This window comes from Hylemonella sp. GW821-FHT10B10, assembly GCF_059415585.1.
On record NZ_JBWKNN010000005.1, the window covers coordinates 71,673 to 88,328 of the forward strand.

The window sequence follows — 16,656 nt, forward strand, 5'->3', positions numbered from 1 at the left end:
ACCGGCGCGGCATACAGCCACCCCTTTGCAACCTGAAACCACTCTAGAACGAGGAGCTTCCATGACCATCCAACCCTGGCTCAAGACCTATGAGGCCAACCAGATCCCCGCCGAGATTGCGCCGCTGAAACACGGATCCATCACACAGATGATGGAAGAAGCCATGCGGCAGTACGCCACACTTCCGGCCTTTCGCTCCGTCGGCCAGACACTGACTTATGCCGACATGGACCGCCTGTCGCGCGACTTTGCTGCCTACCTGCAGGGCCAGGGCGTGCGTCAGGGCGACCGTGTTGCCGTGATGCTGCCCAATGTGCTGGCCTTCCCGGTGGCCACGCTGGGCATCCTGCGCGCGGGCGCGGTGCAGGTCAACGTCAACCCGCTGTACACGCCGCGTGAACTGGAGCACCAGCTCAACGATGCCGGCGTGCGCACCCTGGTGATCTTCAGCGGCTCCACCCCGGTGCTGGCCGAGATCATTGGCAAGACCGGTGTGCAACACGTCATCACGGCCGGCCTCACCGTCGGCGCCGAAGGCAAACTGCCGGCGCCCCCGGTGGATGCGCGACTGACGGACACGGTCGCCTTCATCTACGCACTGGCCACCGGCGCCGGCCTGCCTTACACGCCCGTGCCCCTGGGGCACGATGACCTGATCTTCCTCCAGTACACCGGCGGCACCACCGGCCTATCCAAGGGCGCGGCCCTCACGCATCGCAACCTGCTGGCCAACTGCGCGCAGTTCGGCGCTTTCATGCCCGAGATCATGCGCCCGGGCCAGGAGGTGGTGGTCACGGCCATTCCGCTGTACCACATCTTCGCGCTGATGGTGAACTTCATCGCCTACTTCGCGGTCGGCGCCGAGAACTGGCTGGTGGCCAATCCGCGTGACATGGACAGTTTTGTCGAAACGCTCAAGCAATCCCGCCCCACCGTGCTGCCCGGCGTGAACACGCTCTTCGCGGGTCTGACCCTGCACCCGCGCATCGGCGAGGTGGACTGGTCGCGCCTGCGCTTGGCCGCTGGCGGTGGCGCGGCCATCATCGGCGCCGTTTCGCAGCGCTGGAAAGCCATCACCGGCACCTTCATCCGCGAAGGCTACGGTCTGTCGGAGACCAGCCCCATCGTCTCTTTCAACCCGGCGTCGGTGCAGGCGTTCACGGGCACGACGGGCCTGCCCTTCCCCTCCACCGACATCAAGCTGCTGGACGAGCAGGACCGTGAGGTGGGCATCGGCGAGTCCGGCGAGATCTGCGTGAAAGGACCGCAGGTCATGAGCGGCTACTGGGAGAAGCCCGAAGCCAATGCCCAGGCCTTCACCGCTGACGGCTATTTCCGCACCGGCGATGTGGGCGTGTTCGACACCCAGGGTTTCCTCAAGATCGTGGACCGCAAGAAGGACATGATCCTGGTCTCGGGTTTCAACGTCTACCCCAACGAGATCGAAGCCGTGGCCAGCGCCTGCGTCGGTGTGGCCGAATGCGCCTGTGTATCCGCACCCGACGACAAGACCGGCGAGGCCGTGGTGCTGTACGCGGTGAAGGCCAAGGACGCCACCCTCACGGAAGAGGCGCTGATCGCGCACTGCCGCAAGGACTTGACCTCCTACAAGGTGCCCAGGACCGTGCGTTTCATCGACGCCCTGCCCAAGTCCACCGTGGGCAAGATCCTGCGGCGCGAACTGCGCACGCCAGCCTGAGGCCGCTCGGGGCGGCAGCAGATAATCACAAGGCAAGACAAGCCATGGACCTGCGACGCCTCAAACACCTGGTGACCCTGGCCGACGCCCGCAACTTCGGGCGCGCGGCTGAGCTCTGCCATCTGAGCCAGCCCGCCTTCAGTCGCAGCATCCAGGCTGCCGAGGAAGAATACGGCCTGCAGCTCTTCGACCGCGGCCATCTCGAAGTGACCTGCACCGACGCCGGCGCCTTCATCGTCGAACGCGCCCGCAAGCTGCTGTTCGACAGCCGCTGTCTCGAAAGAGACGTCGATCTGTACCGCGAACGCCTGATCGGCGATCTCGCTTTCGGCGTCGGCCCCTATGTGGCAGGCACCCTGTTGCCACCCCTGCTGACGCAGCTGCGCCAGCAGTTCCCGGGCGTGCGCTCGCGCGTCACGGTCAACAACACGGAAACACTGTCGGCCCATCTGCGGGCCGAGGAACTGGATTTCTACGTGGCGGACCTGCGCCAGGTGGTGGCCGCGCCGGATTTCACTCTGCAGGCCATCGGCCGTCAGCACGCGGCCTTCTATGTGCGTGCGGGGCATCCGCTGCTGGCACGCTCTGCGCTGAAGCTGGCCGACCTGCTGCCCTACGGCCTGGCCAGCGTGCGCATCCCGCAGGCCGTGCAAGCCGTCCTGGCGCAGCTGCTGGGGCCCGACACCACCTTCTCCCTGGCCGTGGAGTGCGACAGCCTGGCAGTGATCCGGTCCCTGGCCGAAACCACCGACACGGTCATCGGCTACCCCTGCTCGGAACCCGGTAGCGAAGCCGCGCAAATCCTGGTGCGCCTGGACATCGCCGACCTGCCGCCCCTGTTCGCCGACATGGGTGTGGTGTCGCTCAAGGGGCGCAGCCATTCCCCTATGGCGCTGTTTGCCATCGAGCAGCTCACCCGGCTGGCCACCAAGCCGACCTGAGCAAGCGCGCCTCAGGTCATCAAACCGACAGCGCCCGAAAAACTCAGGAAGGCCACGGCCGTGGAGACCAGGATGATGCGGGCGATGCGCCCGTTGTCGGCGCCGAAACGCTCGGCCAGCAGCGAGACATTGCTGGCGCTAGGCAGGGCCGCGGCCAGCACCATGACGGTGAGCGCGAAACGCGTGAGCGGCACCCCCATCTGCACGGCACCCACGCCTACCAGCAGCACCAGCAAGGGGTGCAGCAGCAGCTTGAAGACGGCCACAGGCACGTAGTCGCGCAGCGGGATGGGCGGGTGTTTGCTTTCGATGGTGAGGATCTGCGAACGCGCCAGCACGGCGCCGATGGTGAACAAGGCCACGGGGCTGGCCGCATCGGCCAGCAGGCCCACGGTCTTGCCCACCGGGCCCGGCAGCTCCAGCTGAATATAGGAGGCCACGCCACCGAGCAGGATGGCCCAGGGCATGGGGTTGGTCAGCATGCCCTTGAGCGCATTTTTCAGCGCCACGGTAGTGCCGTGTTTGTCGGCCCCATCCAGGCGCGAGAGCGCGATGCACAGCGAGGTGGTGACTACCATGTCCACCAGCATGCCCACGATGATGGGCGCAGCCGCCAGCGGCCCCAGCAGGGCCACGAGCAGGGGCACGCCCATGAAACCGGTGTTGGGGAAGGCGGCGACGAGGGCGCCGAAAGAGGCGTCATTCCAGCGGATGCGCTGGTTCAAGGACACCGCCAGGGTGAAACCCACCATGACCAGCGCGCACAGCAACCAGACGCCGAACACCGCGAAATCCAGCAGCTGGGCGATCGGCGTGCTGGCGCCGAAACGGTAGAGCATGCAGGGCAGGGCGAAGAAGAGTACGAAGCCGTTCAGACCCGGGATGGCCTCCAGCGGCAGCATGCGCCGCCGCGCGGCCAGGTAGCCGCACAGAACCAGTGCAAAGAAGGGGAAAGTGACCGAGAAGATTTGCAACACGGTGTGTATTGTCGCCGCAGTGTGAAATGGTCTCTCGGTATGATCAGTCCGCAAGAGCTATCCATCACGCATGTCGACTTCCTTTTCCCACGGTCTCAATCTCGCGCAGCAGGACGCCGTCAATTTCCTGCAAGGCCCCTGCCTGGTGCTGGCCGGCGCCGGCTCCGGCAAGACGCGGGTCATCACGCACAAGATCGGCCGCCTGATACAGGCCGGGCTGGAACCCAAGCGCATTGCCGCCATCACCTTCACCAACAAGGCCGCGGCCGAGATGCGCGAGCGTGCCAAAGGCCTGATCGGCAAGGCCGCCAAAGAGGTGCGCATCTGCACCTTCCACGCCCTGGGCGTGCATCTGCTGCGTGAAGACGGCGAGGCCGTCGGGCTCAAGCCGAAGTTCTCCATCCTCGACAGCGACGACGTCACCGGCATCCTCAAGGATGCGGGCGGCAGCACGGACGCCGCCACCGCACGCCAGTGGCAATGGACCATCAGCCTGTGGAAGAACATGGGCCTGAACGCAGCGCAGGCCGAGGCCCAGGCCAAGGACGATAACGAACGCATCACGGCGCGCATCATGGCGCGCTACGAGGAGCGCCTGGCCGCCTACCAGAGCGTGGACTTCGACGACCTTATCGGCCTGCCGCTCAAGCTGCTGCGTGACCACGCCGAGGTGCGCACCAAGTGGCAGAAGATCATGGGCCACATCCTGGTGGACGAGTACCAGGACACCAACGCCACGCAGTACGACCTGCTCAAGCTGCTGGTGCCGCCAGACCCGAGGGACGCGCGCTTCACCGCCGTGGGCGACGACGACCAGTCCATCTACGGCTGGCGCGGTGCCACGCTGGACAACCTGAAGAAGCTGCCGCTCGATTTCCCCACGCTCAAGGTCATCAAGCTCGAGCAGAACTACCGCTCCACCGGCGCCATCCTGCAAGCCGCCAACAATGTGATCGGCCCCAACCCCAAGCTGTTCCCCAAGACGCTCTGGAGCGATCTGGGGCCGGGTGAACCGGTGCGCGTGGTGGACGCCGACAACGAGGAGCACGAGGCCGAACGCATGGTCGCGCGCATCCAGAGCCTGCGCGCAGAATCTCAGCACAAGGAGTTCAAGGACTTCGCTGTGCTCTACCGCGCCAATCACCAGGCCAAGGTTTTCGAGCAGGCCCTGCGCAAGGCGCAGATCCCCTACAAGGTCTCGGGTGGCACCAGCTTCTTCGACCGCGCCGAGATCCGCGACCTCTGCGCCTGGTTCCGCCTGTGGGTCAACAACGACGACGACCCGGCTTTCCTGCGCGCCGTCACCACCCCGAAGCGCGGCATCGGCCACCAGACCCTGCAGGCCCTGGGCACCTTCGCCAGCAAGTACCGGGTGAGCCTGTTCGAGGGCCTGTTCTCCAGCTCCCTGGGTTCGGTGCTCAACGCGCGCGCCGTGGGCAGCCTGCACGAGTTCGGCCGGTATGTGAACGACCTCGAATACCGCGCCCGCCACACGACCGGCGCCGAGGACTCGCGCGCCTTCATGGCCGAGTGGCTCAAGGACATAGGCTACGAAAAACACCTCTACGACAGCGAAGACAACGAGCGGCTGGCGGCTTCGCGCTGGATCAACGTCATGGAGTTTTGCGACTGGATGGCCAAGCGTTGCGGCGGCGAGATCGACGACACGGCCGGCGTAACCCTGGCCAGCGAGAAGAAGTCGCTGCTCGAAGTGGCGCAGACCGTCTCCCTGCTCTCCACCATCAGCGAACGCGAGAAGGACCAGAACGTGGTGACGCTGTCCACCCTGCACGCCGCCAAGGGCCTGGAGTGGCCCCACGTGATGATGGTGGGCGTGAGCGAGGGCATGCTGCCTTTCAAGCTGGACGACGGCGCGGATTCCCTGGGCGGCTCCACACGCGAGCACGAGGCCGTGAACGAGAACATTGCCCAGCGCCTGCAGGAAGAGCGACGGCTGATGTACGTGGGTATCACGCGCGCACAGCGCTCGCTGGCGGTGAGCTGGCCCAAACGGCGCAAAAAGGGCCGCGACATGGTCAGCGTGCAGCCCAGCCGTTTCATTGCCGAGATGGCGCTGAACCAGGCGACCACCAAGGAAGACCCGCGCGAGAAACTGCGCGCCCTGCGTGCCGAGTTCGCCAAGAAGGCACAGGACACGGCGGCAGCGCAGGCCCTGGCAGGAGGTGCTGCATGAAACTACGCCAACGCCTCGGGCTGCTGGGCGCGCTGGCCTGCAGCGGGATCTGGGCCCAGACCCCGGCAGTGAACGCGGATGCGCCGGCCGCAAGCGGCTGGCAGCTCTGTGCGCAGCAGACGCAGGACGCCACCGCGCGCCTGGCCTGTTATGACCGCTGGGTGCAAGAAGGCGCCATCAACAGCCCGGCCCCCACCCAGGCGGCCCAGCCCCCTACGGCGCCACCGGAACCGGTGTCCGATTGCCGCAGCCCCCGGTATTCGGCGCTGTCGCGCTACTGGGAACTGGAAGACGGCACGGACTGCGGGCGCTTCAACATCCGTGGCTACCGCCCCATCAGCCTGTCCTACATTCAGTCGGATACCGTCAACCGCGCGCCGAGCTCACCGACCGCAGGACACACCGCCACCAGCGAAACGCCCTACCTGATCAACGAGGGGCGCCTGCAGCTCTCGGTGCGCACCAAGATCGGCCAGGGTTTCCTGCCAGTGAGCAACTTCGGCGGACGCGATTCGCTCTGGTTCGGCTACACCCAGCAGTCCTACTGGCAGCTGTTCACGTCCAGCATCTCGCGCCCCTTCCGCAACACGGACCACGAGCCCGAGGTCATGTACATCGTGCCCACGCCGGCCGATCTGCCGGGGGGCTGGCGCCTGCGTTACAGCGGGCTGAGCTTCAACCATCAGTCCAACGGCCAGAGCCTGCCGCTGTCGCGCAGCTGGAACCGCGCCATCCTGATGGCCGGCATGGAGAAGGGGGATCGTTTCACCCTCACCGGCCGCCTGTGGAACCGCATCCCCGACGGCGACGAGACCGACGACAACCCGGACATCGACAACCTTGTCGGCCGGGGCGAAGTCACCGGCAGCTGGCAGGTCAACAAGGACAACACCCTGATGATGACGCTGCGCCACTCCATGAGCAGCCCCGCCAACGGCTCTTACCGGCTGGAATGGCTGCAGACCCTGGGTGAATCCAATCGCAACGGCACCCCCAGCGGCCTGCGCCTGCATGTGCAGTTGTTCAACGGCTACGGTGATTCGCTGGTGGATTACAACCGCGGGCGCACCGTGCTCAGCATCGGCCTGAGCCTGGTGGATTGGTAAAGCTCATCCTCGCAGATGAAATTGATTCTCATTTAAAACTATAATTGCGCCTGTCATAGTCACCTCACAAGCCCTGCCCGCAGCAGCCTTGCCGACACGCGCATGCACCGCCTCTTTGCCTTCCTGATCCTCCCCCTGGTCCTGCTGGGCCATCCCGTCCAGGCACAGTCCGGCGACACGGCGCGCACGGCCTTGCATCTGCTGGATTACGTTGCCGTGGACTACGGCAATGCCGTGCAAAACGGACAGATCAAGAGCGCCGATGAGTACGCCGAAATGCGCGAGTTCGCGCAACAGGCCCAGGCCCTGATCCAGGCCCTGCCGGCCAACCCCGCGCAGCCCGGCCTGCTGGCGCAGGCGCATACCCTGGTGCGCAGCGTCGCCGGGCGGGCCTCGGCCGACACCGTACGGGAACAGGCCCAGGCGCTGCGCTGGTCACTGATCGCGGGCTACCAGGTAGCGGTCGCCCCCAAGACCGCGCCCGATCTGCAGCGCGCCGCACCCCTGTATGCCACGCAGTGCGCCAGCTGCCATGGCCCGCTCGGCCACGGTGACGGGCCCGCCGCCCGCGGCCTGGAGCCCGCGCCCTCGGATTTTCACGACCGCGAGCGCATGGCACAGCGCAGCGTCTACGGCCTGTACAACACCATCACGCTGGGCGTGAAGGGCACGGCCATGAGCTCCCACACCCAGCTCAACGAGCAGGAGCGCTGGGCCCTGGCCCTGTTCGTGTCCAACTTCGCCAACGACCAGGCCCGGATCGAACAGGGCCGTGCGCTCTGGCAGGCTGGCCAGGGCCGCGCGCAATTCCCCGATCTGGTCAATGTGGTCTCGCTGTCCGAGACGGAAACACAGGCACGCCATGGCGCCGAAGGCGTGGCCCTGCAGACCTATCTGCGCAGCGCCCCGCAGGCGCTGGCCGCTGGCAAGCCCTCTCCTCTGGTCTTCGCCGTGTTGACCCTGCAGCAAAGCCTGGACCTGTACCGCCGGGGCCAACGCACCCAGGCATCGCAACTGGCCGTCCAGGCCTACCTGGAAGGCTTCGAGCTGACCGAAGCCCAGCTGCACAACGTCGACCCCGAACTCATGCTGCGCACCGAGCGCGAGATGATGGCGCTGCGCCAGTCCGTGCAAAGCGGCGCGCCCCTCACACAGGTGGAGGCACAGACCGCCGCCGTGATCGCCCTGCTGGAACAGGCCCGCGGCAAGCTAGAAGACACGCAGATCTCGCACACCAGCACCTTCGTGAGCGCGCTGCTGATCCTGCTGCGCGAGGGCGTGGAAGCCCTGCTGGTGGTGGCCGCCATCCTGGCCTTCACGCGCCGCGCCGGGCGTGCCGACGCCGGGCGCTGGGTGCACGGCGGCTGGGTGCTGGCCCTGTTGCTGGGCGGCGTGACCTGGATGGTCTCGAACTACCTCGTCGCGATATCGGGCGCCGACCGCGAGATGACCGAAGGCATCACCGCCCTGATCGCCGCAGCCATGCTGCTGTACATCGGCTACTGGATGCACAGCAAGGCCAACAGCAAGGCCTGGCAGAAGTTCATAGGCGGCCAGGTCAGCGGCTCGCTGGCCGAGGGCGGCACCCTGAAGTCGCTGGCCGTGGTGTCCTTCCTGGCGGTCTACCGTGAGGCCTTCGAGACCGTGCTGTTCCTGCAGGCCCTGTCCACCCAGGCCGGCCCCGAAGGGCACGGCGCCCTGCTGGGCGGGCTGGCGGTAGGTGCGGTGCTTCTGCTGGGCGCAGCCTGGCTCATCCTGCGTGCCAGCGTGAAGCTGCCTCTGGGTCTGTTCTTTTCGGTCTCAGGCCTGCTGCTCGTAGTGCTGGCCGTGGTCTTCACAGGCCAGGGTGTGGTGGCCCTGCAGGAAGCCGGTGCCATCACCGCGACCGCGGTGGACTTCGTCCGTGTGCCGCTGCTGGGCATCTACCCCACCGTGCAGACCCTGCTGGCCCAGGCCGTGATGGTTGGGCTCAGCGTGGTCGCGCTGCGCCGCGCCGCGCGCACGCAGAAGGTCTGAACAGGGCTCAGGACTTGGCCTTGGAGGCCTCGTCCTTGAAAACCTGCTGCGCGATCTTGAAGGAGTCCAGCCCTGCAGGCGCGCCGCAGTAGACAGCCGCCTGCAGGAAGATCTCGCGCATCTCTTCCTTGCTCACGCCGTTGTTGAGCGCGCCCTTGATGTGCAGCTTGAGTTCGTTGGGACGGTTCAGCGCCGTGAGCATGGCCAGGTTGAGCATGCTGCGCGTCTTGCGGTCCAGGCCCTCACGGGTCCAGACCGCGCCCCAGGCGTTCTCGGTGATGAACTGCTGGATCGTTGCCATGAACTCGTCGGTGCTGGCGTTGGCCAGCGACTGGTTGACATACTCGTCGCCCAGCACAGCCTTGCGCACGGCCAGGCCGGCCTTGAATCTAGGGTTCTCGTCCATGGTGTCTCCGTAGGTGCTGATGTGCCAGCCACTGTACAGGGCCCGGGCAGCCCGCCCGCTCAGTCCCCCCAGCGTACGTAGTACACCGTAAGCGCCGTGGCCACCCCGTAGAGCAGCATGGCCGCGCTGATGAGCGCGAACATGCTCCCCACCGGTGCGCCATACCGCACCAGCAGCCACCCACCCACGGCCACCAGCAGCAGGCGCAGCGTGCCGGCCAGCACCGGCCCCAGCAGCTTGCCCGCACCCTGGGCCGCAAAGTACAGGCACAGGCCGAATGCGAAGAAGGCATAGGCCGGCGCAACCCAGCGGAAGTAGCTGCGCGCGTACGCCATCACCTGCGGCTGGTCCGTGAACAGACCCGACCACGCATCGGGGAAAACCGCCACCAGCAGGCCGACGCCGCCAACGATGGCGGCCGCCAGTCCGGCGCCCGTCCAGGCCACGCGCCGCGCACGCGGCACCAGGCCCGCGCCCAGCGCCATGCCCACCAGGGGCAGGCAGGCGACACCGATGGCGAAGGTGATGGGGATGAGCAGAAATTCGAGTCGCGCGCCGATGCCGTAGCCCGCCAGTGCCTCGGTACCGAAACCGGCCACGATGCGCGTGACGATGAGGATGGTCAGCACGGTCTGCAGGGCCGACAGGCTCGATACTGCGCCGACCTTGAGGATGTCCTTGAAGTTCTCGCGCTGCAGACGCGCCGTGAACAGCAGCCGCACACGGGCGCGGCCTGAACGCAGATGACGGAACAGATAGAGTGCGCCCAGGGTGAAGGCGAGCACCTGCCCCAGGGCAATACCCGTCATGCCCAGGCGCGGCACGGGCCCCCAGCCCAGCCCCAGCAAACCGCCCAGCGCAATCTGTCCCACCGCCACCAGCAGCAGCGTGACCGACGGTGTCTTCATATCGCCCGCGCCACGCAGTGACGAGGCAAAGGCGTTGAGCAACCAGATCGCCATCGCGCCGGCAAAAGCCACACCGGCATAAGCCAGGGCTTCTTCCAGCGCAGCCTCGCGCCCGCCGATCAAGGCGATCAGGGGCCGCCCCCAGATCAGCACCAGTGCGCTGAAGAACAGGCCCAGCACCGCGCTGATGATCACGGCGTGCAGCACCAGCGCATCGGCCCGCGCGGGCTGCCCCGCACCCAGCGCGCGGCTGATGGCCGAGGCAATGCCCCCGCCCATGGAGCCTGCCGAGAGCATCTGCTGCAGCATGATGAGCGGAAACACCAGGGCCATGCCCGCTAGTGGTGCCGTGCCCAGCTGCCCTACATAGACCGTCTCGGCCACGCTGACCAGGGCCGTGGCCACCATGGCGAACATATTGGGCAGGCTCATCCGCCAGATGGTTGGGAGGATGGGGGCCGTGGTCAGAGAGGGTGATGCAGCCATGAAATCCTGAGAAGGGCCACCAGCGGCCCGCTGAACCCATGATGGCAGGGTTCCCGGTTTTCTGCTGTGCGCTTCGGCGACACGGGCAGCAGAAAACAAAAGGCCCCTTGCGGGGCCTTTTGTTCAAGCGACTTGCGCGCCGCTTGGGCTCAGCGGCCGGCCCGTCCATGCAGCGCACAGCGAGTCCGCCAGTTGTTCGGGCACCTCGTTGTCAAAGCTCATCAGCAGCTCGGGCGCCTGGGCTTCGGCTGCCGACTTCAGGATGCCAACCAGGCTGGCCTTCTGCGCGTCGGTCGCGATATGGCTGTGCCGCTGGGCCAGACAGGCCAGGGTGGCGTCACGCAGGCGGTCCGAGCCCAGGACGTGCCAGGCGTAGTCGATCTCGTAGCGTTCGAAGGCGTCTTTCAGGCTCTCACCGTTGAGCTTGGCTTCTTCGGCGAAGTGGTTCAGCGTGCGGGTGCAAATGGCGTTCATCACTTGGGCAAGCTGGGCGGAGTGCTCGTGCACAGAATTTTCAGTGGTCATGGAAGACTCCTGGTGAGGTGACGAGCGTGGGCCCGAAGTGCGCCTGAGGGCCGTCGCCTTGCAGGTCGACGGGCAGACGCTGGAAACATGGCCGGCCGACTGGCCACCACGGTGGTTCGGCGCCGCCTCCACGGAGGAATCGGCGCCAGGAGAAGCTCGGGGCTGGGCTGCAACGCGGCCGGACTGTCCTCACGGTGCCGGCGGGGGTCGATGCAGGAAAATAAAAAGCCACCCCTGAGAGGATGGCTTTCGGAGAAATCTGGTGGCCTGGGGCGGAATCGAACCACCGACACGCGGATTTTCAATCCGCTGCTCTACCAACTGAGCTACCGGGCCAGAGAGATGGAATTATAGCAGCACTCGGGCGGCCTTCCGGCCGGGCTCAGCTGCCGTTGCGCTTGCCTCGGCTGAGGTCCACGCCGAGCTGCTTGAGCTTGCGGTAGAGGTGGGTGCGCTCCAGGCCGGTCTTCTCAGCCACGCGGGTCATGGAGCCGCTCTCGCGCGCCAGGTGGTATTCGAAATAGGCCTTTTCGAACTCGTCGCGCGCCTCGCGCAGCGGCTTGTCGAGCTGAAAGTTCTGTTGCGCCTGCGGGCCCGCGTCTACGCTCGCCATCAGGGGCTGGGCCAGGCCCACATGCACATCGCCACCAGAGGCAGGCTGCAGACCTACGTGCGCCGGCGCCGCCGGCTGCGGGGTATTGCGCGTCAGGCCCTGCTCCACCGCCTTGAGCAGTTTCTGCAGGGTGATAGGTTTTTCCAGAAAGGCCTGCGCCCCGATCTTGGTGGCCGCTACGGCGGTGTCGATGGTGGCGTGGCCGCTCATCATGATGACGGGCATGGTCAGCAGGCCGCCGGTGGACCATTCCTTGAGCAGGGTGACGCCATCGGTGTCGGGCATCCAGATGTCGAGCAGGACCAGGTCGGGGCGTTCACGCTGGCGGGCGGCACGCGCCTGCGCGGCGTTCTCGGCCACCTCGACACTGTGCCCCTCGTCGTTCAGGATTTCCCACAGCAGATCGCGTATGCCGAGTTCGTCATCGACTACCAGTATGTTTGCCATGATGTGAACGCTGGGTCTCTCGTAGTACGGGCGGGATTCAGGCCTGTGCCGGTTTCTCCACTGCGAATGATAACGATACTTGAGCCCCCACCACCTGCTCCTCGGCCAGACGGTTGGCCAGGTCGATCCGGGCCCCGTGTTCGTCGGCGATTTTCTTCACCACGGCCAGGCCCAGGCCGGTGCCCTTGGCCTTGGTGGTGACATAGGGCTCGAAGGCCCGCTTGAGGATGGCCTCGGGGAAGCCCACCCCCCAGTCTTGCACGCTCAGACGCACACGACCGCTGGCCTCGACCCACTGGGTGCGCACGGTGACCGGGAATTCCGGCCCGCTGCGCCCGGCGGTCTCGGTGGCGTCCTGGGCGTTCTGCAGCAGGTTGTGCAGCACCTGGCGCAACTGCTGGGCGTCGCCCATGACTCGGGGGCAACGCTCGTCCAGATCGGTGCGCACGGGCACGCGCGCACCGTCACCGCCGTAGAGGTGCAGCACTTCGCCCACCAGGGCATTGATGTCCAGGGGCTTGAGCTCGGCTGCGGGCAGACGCGCGTAGTCGCGGAATTCATTGACCAGACGCTTCATGGCATCGACCTGGTCGACGATGGTCTTGACCGATTTGGTCACCACGGCCTGCTCCGCGGGCTCCACCTTGCCGGCCAGTTTTTTCTCCAACCGCTCGGCCGAGAGCTGGATGGGCGTGAGCGGGTTCTTGATCTCGTGGGCCAATCGGCGCGCCACCTCGCCCCAGGCCTGGGAACGCTGGGCCGAGACGATTTCGGAGATGTCGTCGAACACCAGCAGCCAGGCCTTGCCTGGCAACTCGGCGCCGCGCGCCACCAGGGTCAGGGTGCCTTCCCCGCTCGCGCTGGCCGCCGGCGAGCCCGATGGAGGGCCAAGCTCGAAGGACTGCTGCCAGTGGTCCAGCGCATGCTCGGCACGCTCCTCGACAAAGCGGTCGAACTGCTGCTGCACATTCTTGGCGAAATCCTCCAGCCCCTCGATGTCGGCCAGGCGCCGGCCCTCCCAAGCGGCCATGGGCACACGCAGGATGCGCGTGGCACCAGGGTTGACGGACTGGATCACCCCTTGCCCGTCCAGCACCATGACACCACCGGTCAGGTTGTCCAGGATGGTCTGCAGGTTCTCGCGCGCAGCATTGACCTGCTCCATGCTGTTTTCCACGGCGCGGCGCGCATCGGCCAACTGCTGGGTCATGTCGGCAAAGGACCGGGTCAGGCCGCCGAGTTCGTCGCGCCCCTGCAGCGCGGCCTTGGGTGTCAGGTCACCGGCGGCCACCTGGCGCACACCGTCGGCCAGCAGCAGCAGAGGCCGCGTGATCTGATTGCCCAGTACCACGGCCAGCAGCACGGCGCCAAAGACGGCCAGGAACAGGCTGAGCGTGAGCGTGCCGATGTACATGCGCCGCAGGCCCTGGCGCGCCAGCGCGCGCTCCTGGTATTCGCGGTGCGCCTCGGTCACGGCCAGGGCATTCGCCACCAGGGTCTCGGGCAGGGCCTGGGTCACCATGAGAAACCTCGGCTCGTCCAGCATGTCCAGCCCGGTGCGCGGCACCAGCACCAAGGCCTTGATGCGGGCCTGGGCCGGCGCCATGGCGCTGCCCTCTTCCAGGCCTTCGATCCAGGTCACGGCGCGCTGGCTGCGTGCCTTGCGCAACTGCGAGGGCACCGGTTTTTCGGGGTTGAGCTGGAAGCGTGAATCCCCCGCACTGGCCAGCAGCTGGCCATTGGCGCCCCAAAGGATGGCGTCACGCACCTCAAGCTGCTCGCGCAGGCGCTCCAGCATCAGGCCGGCCACTACATCGGGTGTGTCCTGCAGCTGCGTGGAAGCTGCGCGCGTTTTGCCCGCAAGGTCGTTGGACAGGGTTTCCAGGGTGGCACGCCCCAGACCCAGGCCGGCTTCCAGCGCGCCTTCGACCTGCACGTCGAACCAGCTTTCGATGGAGCGCGAGACGAACTGGTAGGAGACGACATAGATCAGCAGGCCGGGCACAAAACCGGCCAGGGCGAACACCGCCGCCAGCTTGACCAGCAGGCGACTGCCGAAACGACCCTGGCGCAGGCGTTTGAGAAGGCGCCAGGCGACCCAGCCGATGATCCCCAGCAGGGCGACGGCGACCACCACGTTGAGCGTGAAAAGGCGCGCGTAATTGCGCTCGTACATCTGCCGGTTGTCGGTAGCCTGGGTCAGGAGGAAGAGCAGCACCAGGCCGATGGCCACCACGATGGCCACGACCACACCGAGGGTCCAGCGCAGGGCCTTGGATTGCTTCGGATACAGGCGCTTGTCGCTGCCCGTAGCCTGGGTGCTCACTTCAGACTCTCCGGCTGCAGGCGCTTGCTGGCACTGACGGCCAGTACCCAGTCGCTTTCACCGAGGGCACCGATCTGCAGAGGACGCGGCAGCTGCCCGATGTCGAGACGGAAACGCAAGTCGAGGCGGTGGCGCGAGCCGGTCTCGAGTTCGGCAAAATCGGCGATGCGCCAGCTTGAGACACGCCGGATCACGCCCAGGGCCTCGTCCAGCGTGTCGAAGGTCTGTGCCAAGGCCACGCCGGCATCGCTGCCGCTGGACGGGCCCGTGCCCACGGATAACCGCCAACGCCGGCTCAGAGGCTGGAAAACCAGGCGCATGTGGCGCTGGGCGCCGCCCACGCGCTTGTCCAGCCAGTACCAGCGTTCCCGGTAGATCTCGGCCTCTTCGACGAAGATCACCGGCAGGCCTTTGTAGAGCGCATCCTGCACGGCGGGCGGCAGCTGGAACTTGACGTTGGCCGCCAGTTCGACGCCGTCGCCGCTGCGGCTCAGGTCCATCTGGGTGATTTCAGCCACGGCCGGCTGGGCATGCAGGGCCACCGGCAGGCACAGCGCAAAGAGGGCGCAGGCCACCATCAGCACGGACAGGTCAGCCCGCGCCCTTCTCCAGCAGTGCGTAATAAAAGCCATCGTGGTCACTGTTCTGATTGTCCGTGACCCCGTCGCCTTCCAGCGACGTGGAGGGCCATAAATGGCCGGGGGAAGGCAGCAAACGGGCCTCTTTGTTGTGCGCAAGAAACGCCTGCACCTGATCCTCGCCCTCGGCCCGGAACACCGAGCAGGTGCAGTACACCAATCGCCCGCCCGGCTTCAACAGGGGCCAGAGGGTCTTGAGCAGGCGCGCCTGCTGCTGCGCCAGCTGGGCCACATCGTTTTCCCGGCGCAGCCAGCGCACATCCGGATGGCGGCGTACGATGCCCGAGGCGGTACAGGGGGCATCGAGCAGGATGGCGTCAAAAGCCTGTCCGTCCCACCAGCGCTCGGGCACCCCGGCATCGGCGGCCAGTACCTTCGCCTGCAGGCCCAGACGTTGCAGGGTGTCTGCGATGCGCTGGCAGCGCTCGGGAGCAATGTCCAGCGCGATGACCTGGGCGTCCGCCAGTTCCAGCAGATGCGCCGTCTTGCCGCCGGGCGCGGCACAGGCGTCCAGCACGCGCAGGCCGGATCGCCCCTCCAGGCCCTGCAGCAGCAGGGGTGCTGCCTGCTGGGCGGCCGCGTCCTGCACCGACACCCGACCCTGGGCAAAACCCGGGATCTGCTGCACCGGCAGGGGCGCGGCCAGCGTCAACCCCTGGGCCCCGTTGCGCCGGGCGCCGATGCCGGCGGCCGACAACGTGGCCAGGTAGTCGTCCACACTGCCCTGGCGCAGGTTCACGCGCAGCGTCATGGGCGCCTGGCTGTTGTTGGCCTGCAGGATGGTCTGCCAGTGCTGTGGCACCTCGCGCTGCAGGCGGGTGATCCACCAGGCGGGGTGGTTCCAGCGCGCCACCGGGTCGGCGTCGGTCTGGGTGACCAGGGCCTCGCGCTCGCGCAGGAAACGGCGCAGACAGGCGTTGATGAAGTTGGCCTGGGCGTGGGTGGCTTCGGTCCGTTTGGCCGCCTCCACCGCCTGATTGACCAGGGTATGGACCTCGTAGGGCGCACCCTCGTCACGCCAGGCCAGGGCCAGGGCCAGACACAGCAGGGCATCGGCCGCAGGCGGCGGCTTGCGTGGGGCCAGCAACCTGCGCAGGGCCTCGGCGCGGCCGAGCTGGCGCAGCGCGGCGTAGACCAGGGCCTGCACGCCGGGGCGCAGCAGGGTGGGCACAGCCTCGATGGCCTGCGTGCCGGAGGTGCCGGCACGGATGGCCGCCAGCGCGACCGCACCGGCCTGCAGCTGGCGCCACAGGGCGGGGGCTAGTCCGGTCTCACTCATGCATGGCGTCCTCGTGCGGTGGTTCGGGTTTCATCGCGCTCAAAAAAATGCCCCAAGTGCAGCAGCACCTGGGGCATTTTGCGCGAGCGTTACCG

Annotated in this window: 13 protein-coding genes and 1 tRNA gene; 5 read left to right on the forward strand and 9 right to left on the reverse strand. The window is 66.8% G+C overall.

Annotated elements, in window-relative coordinates; translation table 11 throughout:
* The first annotated feature begins 61 nt into the window (after nt 1-61).
* Together AC07NT_RS17990 and AC07NT_RS17995 are read left to right on the forward strand one after the other, a co-directional pair.
* Complete coding sequence (locus AC07NT_RS17990; RefSeq protein ID WP_498600320.1) at nt 62-1,699, forward strand: AMP-binding protein; 1,638 nt, start codon at nt 62-64, stop codon at nt 1,697-1,699.
* 44 nt (nt 1,700-1,743) lie between these two features.
* Nucleotides 1,744-2,640, forward strand: coding sequence for a LysR family transcriptional regulator (locus AC07NT_RS17995; protein ID WP_498600321.1), 897 nt, complete (start codon nt 1,744-1,746; stop codon nt 2,638-2,640).
* An 11-nt stretch (nt 2,641-2,651) separates the two neighbouring features.
* On the opposite strand, the gene AC07NT_RS18000 is transcribed toward AC07NT_RS17995, so the two are convergent.
* On the reverse strand, nt 2,652-3,617 hold the full coding sequence (locus AC07NT_RS18000) for an AEC family transporter (protein WP_498600322.1): 966 nt from the start codon (nt 3,615-3,617) through the stop codon (nt 2,652-2,654).
* A gap of 70 nt (nt 3,618-3,687) precedes the next feature.
* On the opposite strand from AC07NT_RS18000, the gene AC07NT_RS18005 reads away from it, so the two are divergent.
* The 3 genes from AC07NT_RS18005 (at nt 3,688) to AC07NT_RS18015 (ending at nt 8,933) form a co-directional block, all read left to right on the forward strand.
* On the forward strand, nt 3,688-5,811 hold the full coding sequence (locus tag AC07NT_RS18005) for an ATP-dependent helicase (protein ID WP_498600323.1): 2,124 nt from the start codon (nt 3,688-3,690) through the stop codon (nt 5,809-5,811).
* Nucleotides 5,808-6,917 (forward strand): phospholipase A, encoded by a 1,110-nt coding sequence (locus AC07NT_RS18010; protein WP_498600324.1) that lies wholly within the window; start codon nt 5,808-5,810, stop codon nt 6,915-6,917. Before AC07NT_RS18005 ends, AC07NT_RS18010 begins: the two co-directional genes overlap by 4 nt.
* A 102-nt stretch (nt 6,918-7,019) precedes the next feature.
* On the forward strand, nt 7,020-8,933 hold the full coding sequence (locus AC07NT_RS18015) for an FTR1 family protein (protein WP_498600325.1): 1,914 nt from the start codon (nt 7,020-7,022) through the stop codon (nt 8,931-8,933).
* Between the two features lie 7 nt (nt 8,934-8,940).
* Here the strand turns inward: AC07NT_RS18015 and AC07NT_RS18020 are convergent, their stop codons facing one another.
* From AC07NT_RS18020 to rsmB, 8 genes are all read right to left on the reverse strand, one after another.
* Nucleotides 8,941-9,339, reverse strand: a complete 399-nt coding sequence (locus AC07NT_RS18020; RefSeq protein WP_498600327.1) for a carboxymuconolactone decarboxylase family protein — start codon at nt 9,337-9,339, stop codon at nt 8,941-8,943.
* A 59-nt stretch (nt 9,340-9,398) separates the two neighbouring features.
* Entirely contained in the window at nt 9,399-10,733 is a 1,335-nt protein-coding gene (locus AC07NT_RS18025) for an MATE family efflux transporter (RefSeq protein WP_498600329.1), read from the reverse strand.
* A gap of 123 nt (nt 10,734-10,856) precedes the next feature.
* The gene (locus AC07NT_RS18030; RefSeq protein ID WP_498600330.1) at nt 10,857-11,258 is read right to left on the reverse strand and encodes a hypothetical protein; all 402 of its coding nucleotides are present in this window, start codon (nt 11,256-11,258) and stop codon (nt 10,857-10,859) included.
* Nucleotides 11,259-11,518: 260 nt separating this feature from the next.
* Nucleotides 11,519-11,594 (reverse strand) — tRNA-Phe (locus AC07NT_RS18035).
* A 46-nt stretch (nt 11,595-11,640) separates the two neighbouring features.
* Nucleotides 11,641-12,318 carry a response regulator gene (locus AC07NT_RS18040; protein ID WP_498600331.1) on the reverse strand — a complete coding sequence of 226 codons (678 nt, stop codon included), beginning with the start codon at nt 12,316-12,318 and terminating at the stop codon, nt 11,641-11,643.
* 37 nt (nt 12,319-12,355) lie between these two features.
* On the reverse strand, nt 12,356-14,644 hold the full coding sequence (locus AC07NT_RS18045) for an ATP-binding protein (RefSeq protein ID WP_498600332.1): 2,289 nt from the start codon (nt 14,642-14,644) through the stop codon (nt 12,356-12,358).
* A complete protein-coding gene (locus AC07NT_RS18050; RefSeq protein ID WP_498600349.1) occupies nt 14,641-15,222 on the reverse strand; it encodes a DUF4390 domain-containing protein in 582 nt (193 codons plus the stop codon). The genes AC07NT_RS18045 and AC07NT_RS18050 overlap by 4 nt, the downstream gene beginning before the upstream one ends.
* A 13-nt stretch (nt 15,223-15,235) precedes the next feature.
* Nucleotides 15,236-16,561 (reverse strand): 16S rRNA (cytosine(967)-C(5))-methyltransferase RsmB, encoded by a 1,326-nt coding sequence (gene rsmB / locus AC07NT_RS18055; RefSeq protein ID WP_498600334.1) that lies wholly within the window; start codon nt 16,559-16,561, stop codon nt 15,236-15,238.
* Nucleotides 16,562-16,656 lie beyond the last annotated feature (95 nt).

Coding starts and splice junctions, on each gene's coding strand:
- AC07NT_RS18030 (WP_498600330.1), bottom strand. CDS start 11,258: ATGACCACTGAAAATTCTGTGCACGAGCACTCCGCCCAGCTTGCCCAA.
- AC07NT_RS18005 (WP_498600323.1), top strand. CDS start 3,688: ATGTCGACTTCCTTTTCCCACGGTCTCAATCTCGCGCAGCAGGACGCC.
- AC07NT_RS18015 (WP_498600325.1), top strand. CDS start 7,020: ATGCACCGCCTCTTTGCCTTCCTGATCCTCCCCCTGGTCCTGCTGGGC.
- AC07NT_RS18020 (WP_498600327.1), bottom strand. CDS start 9,339: ATGGACGAGAACCCTAGATTCAAGGCCGGCCTGGCCGTGCGCAAGGCT.
- rsmB (WP_498600334.1), bottom strand. CDS start 16,561: ATGAGTGAGACCGGACTAGCCCCCGCCCTGTGGCGCCAGCTGCAGGCC.
- AC07NT_RS18050 (WP_498600349.1), bottom strand. CDS start 15,222: ATGGTGGCCTGCGCCCTCTTTGCGCTGTGCCTGCCGGTGGCCCTGCAT.
- AC07NT_RS18010 (WP_498600324.1), top strand. CDS start 5,808: ATGAAACTACGCCAACGCCTCGGGCTGCTGGGCGCGCTGGCCTGCAGC.
- AC07NT_RS17990 (WP_498600320.1), top strand. CDS start 62: ATGACCATCCAACCCTGGCTCAAGACCTATGAGGCCAACCAGATCCCC.
- AC07NT_RS17995 (WP_498600321.1), top strand. CDS start 1,744: ATGGACCTGCGACGCCTCAAACACCTGGTGACCCTGGCCGACGCCCGC.
- AC07NT_RS18040 (WP_498600331.1), bottom strand. CDS start 12,318: ATGGCAAACATACTGGTAGTCGATGACGAACTCGGCATACGCGATCTG.
- AC07NT_RS18025 (WP_498600329.1), bottom strand. CDS start 10,733: ATGGCTGCATCACCCTCTCTGACCACGGCCCCCATCCTCCCAACCATC.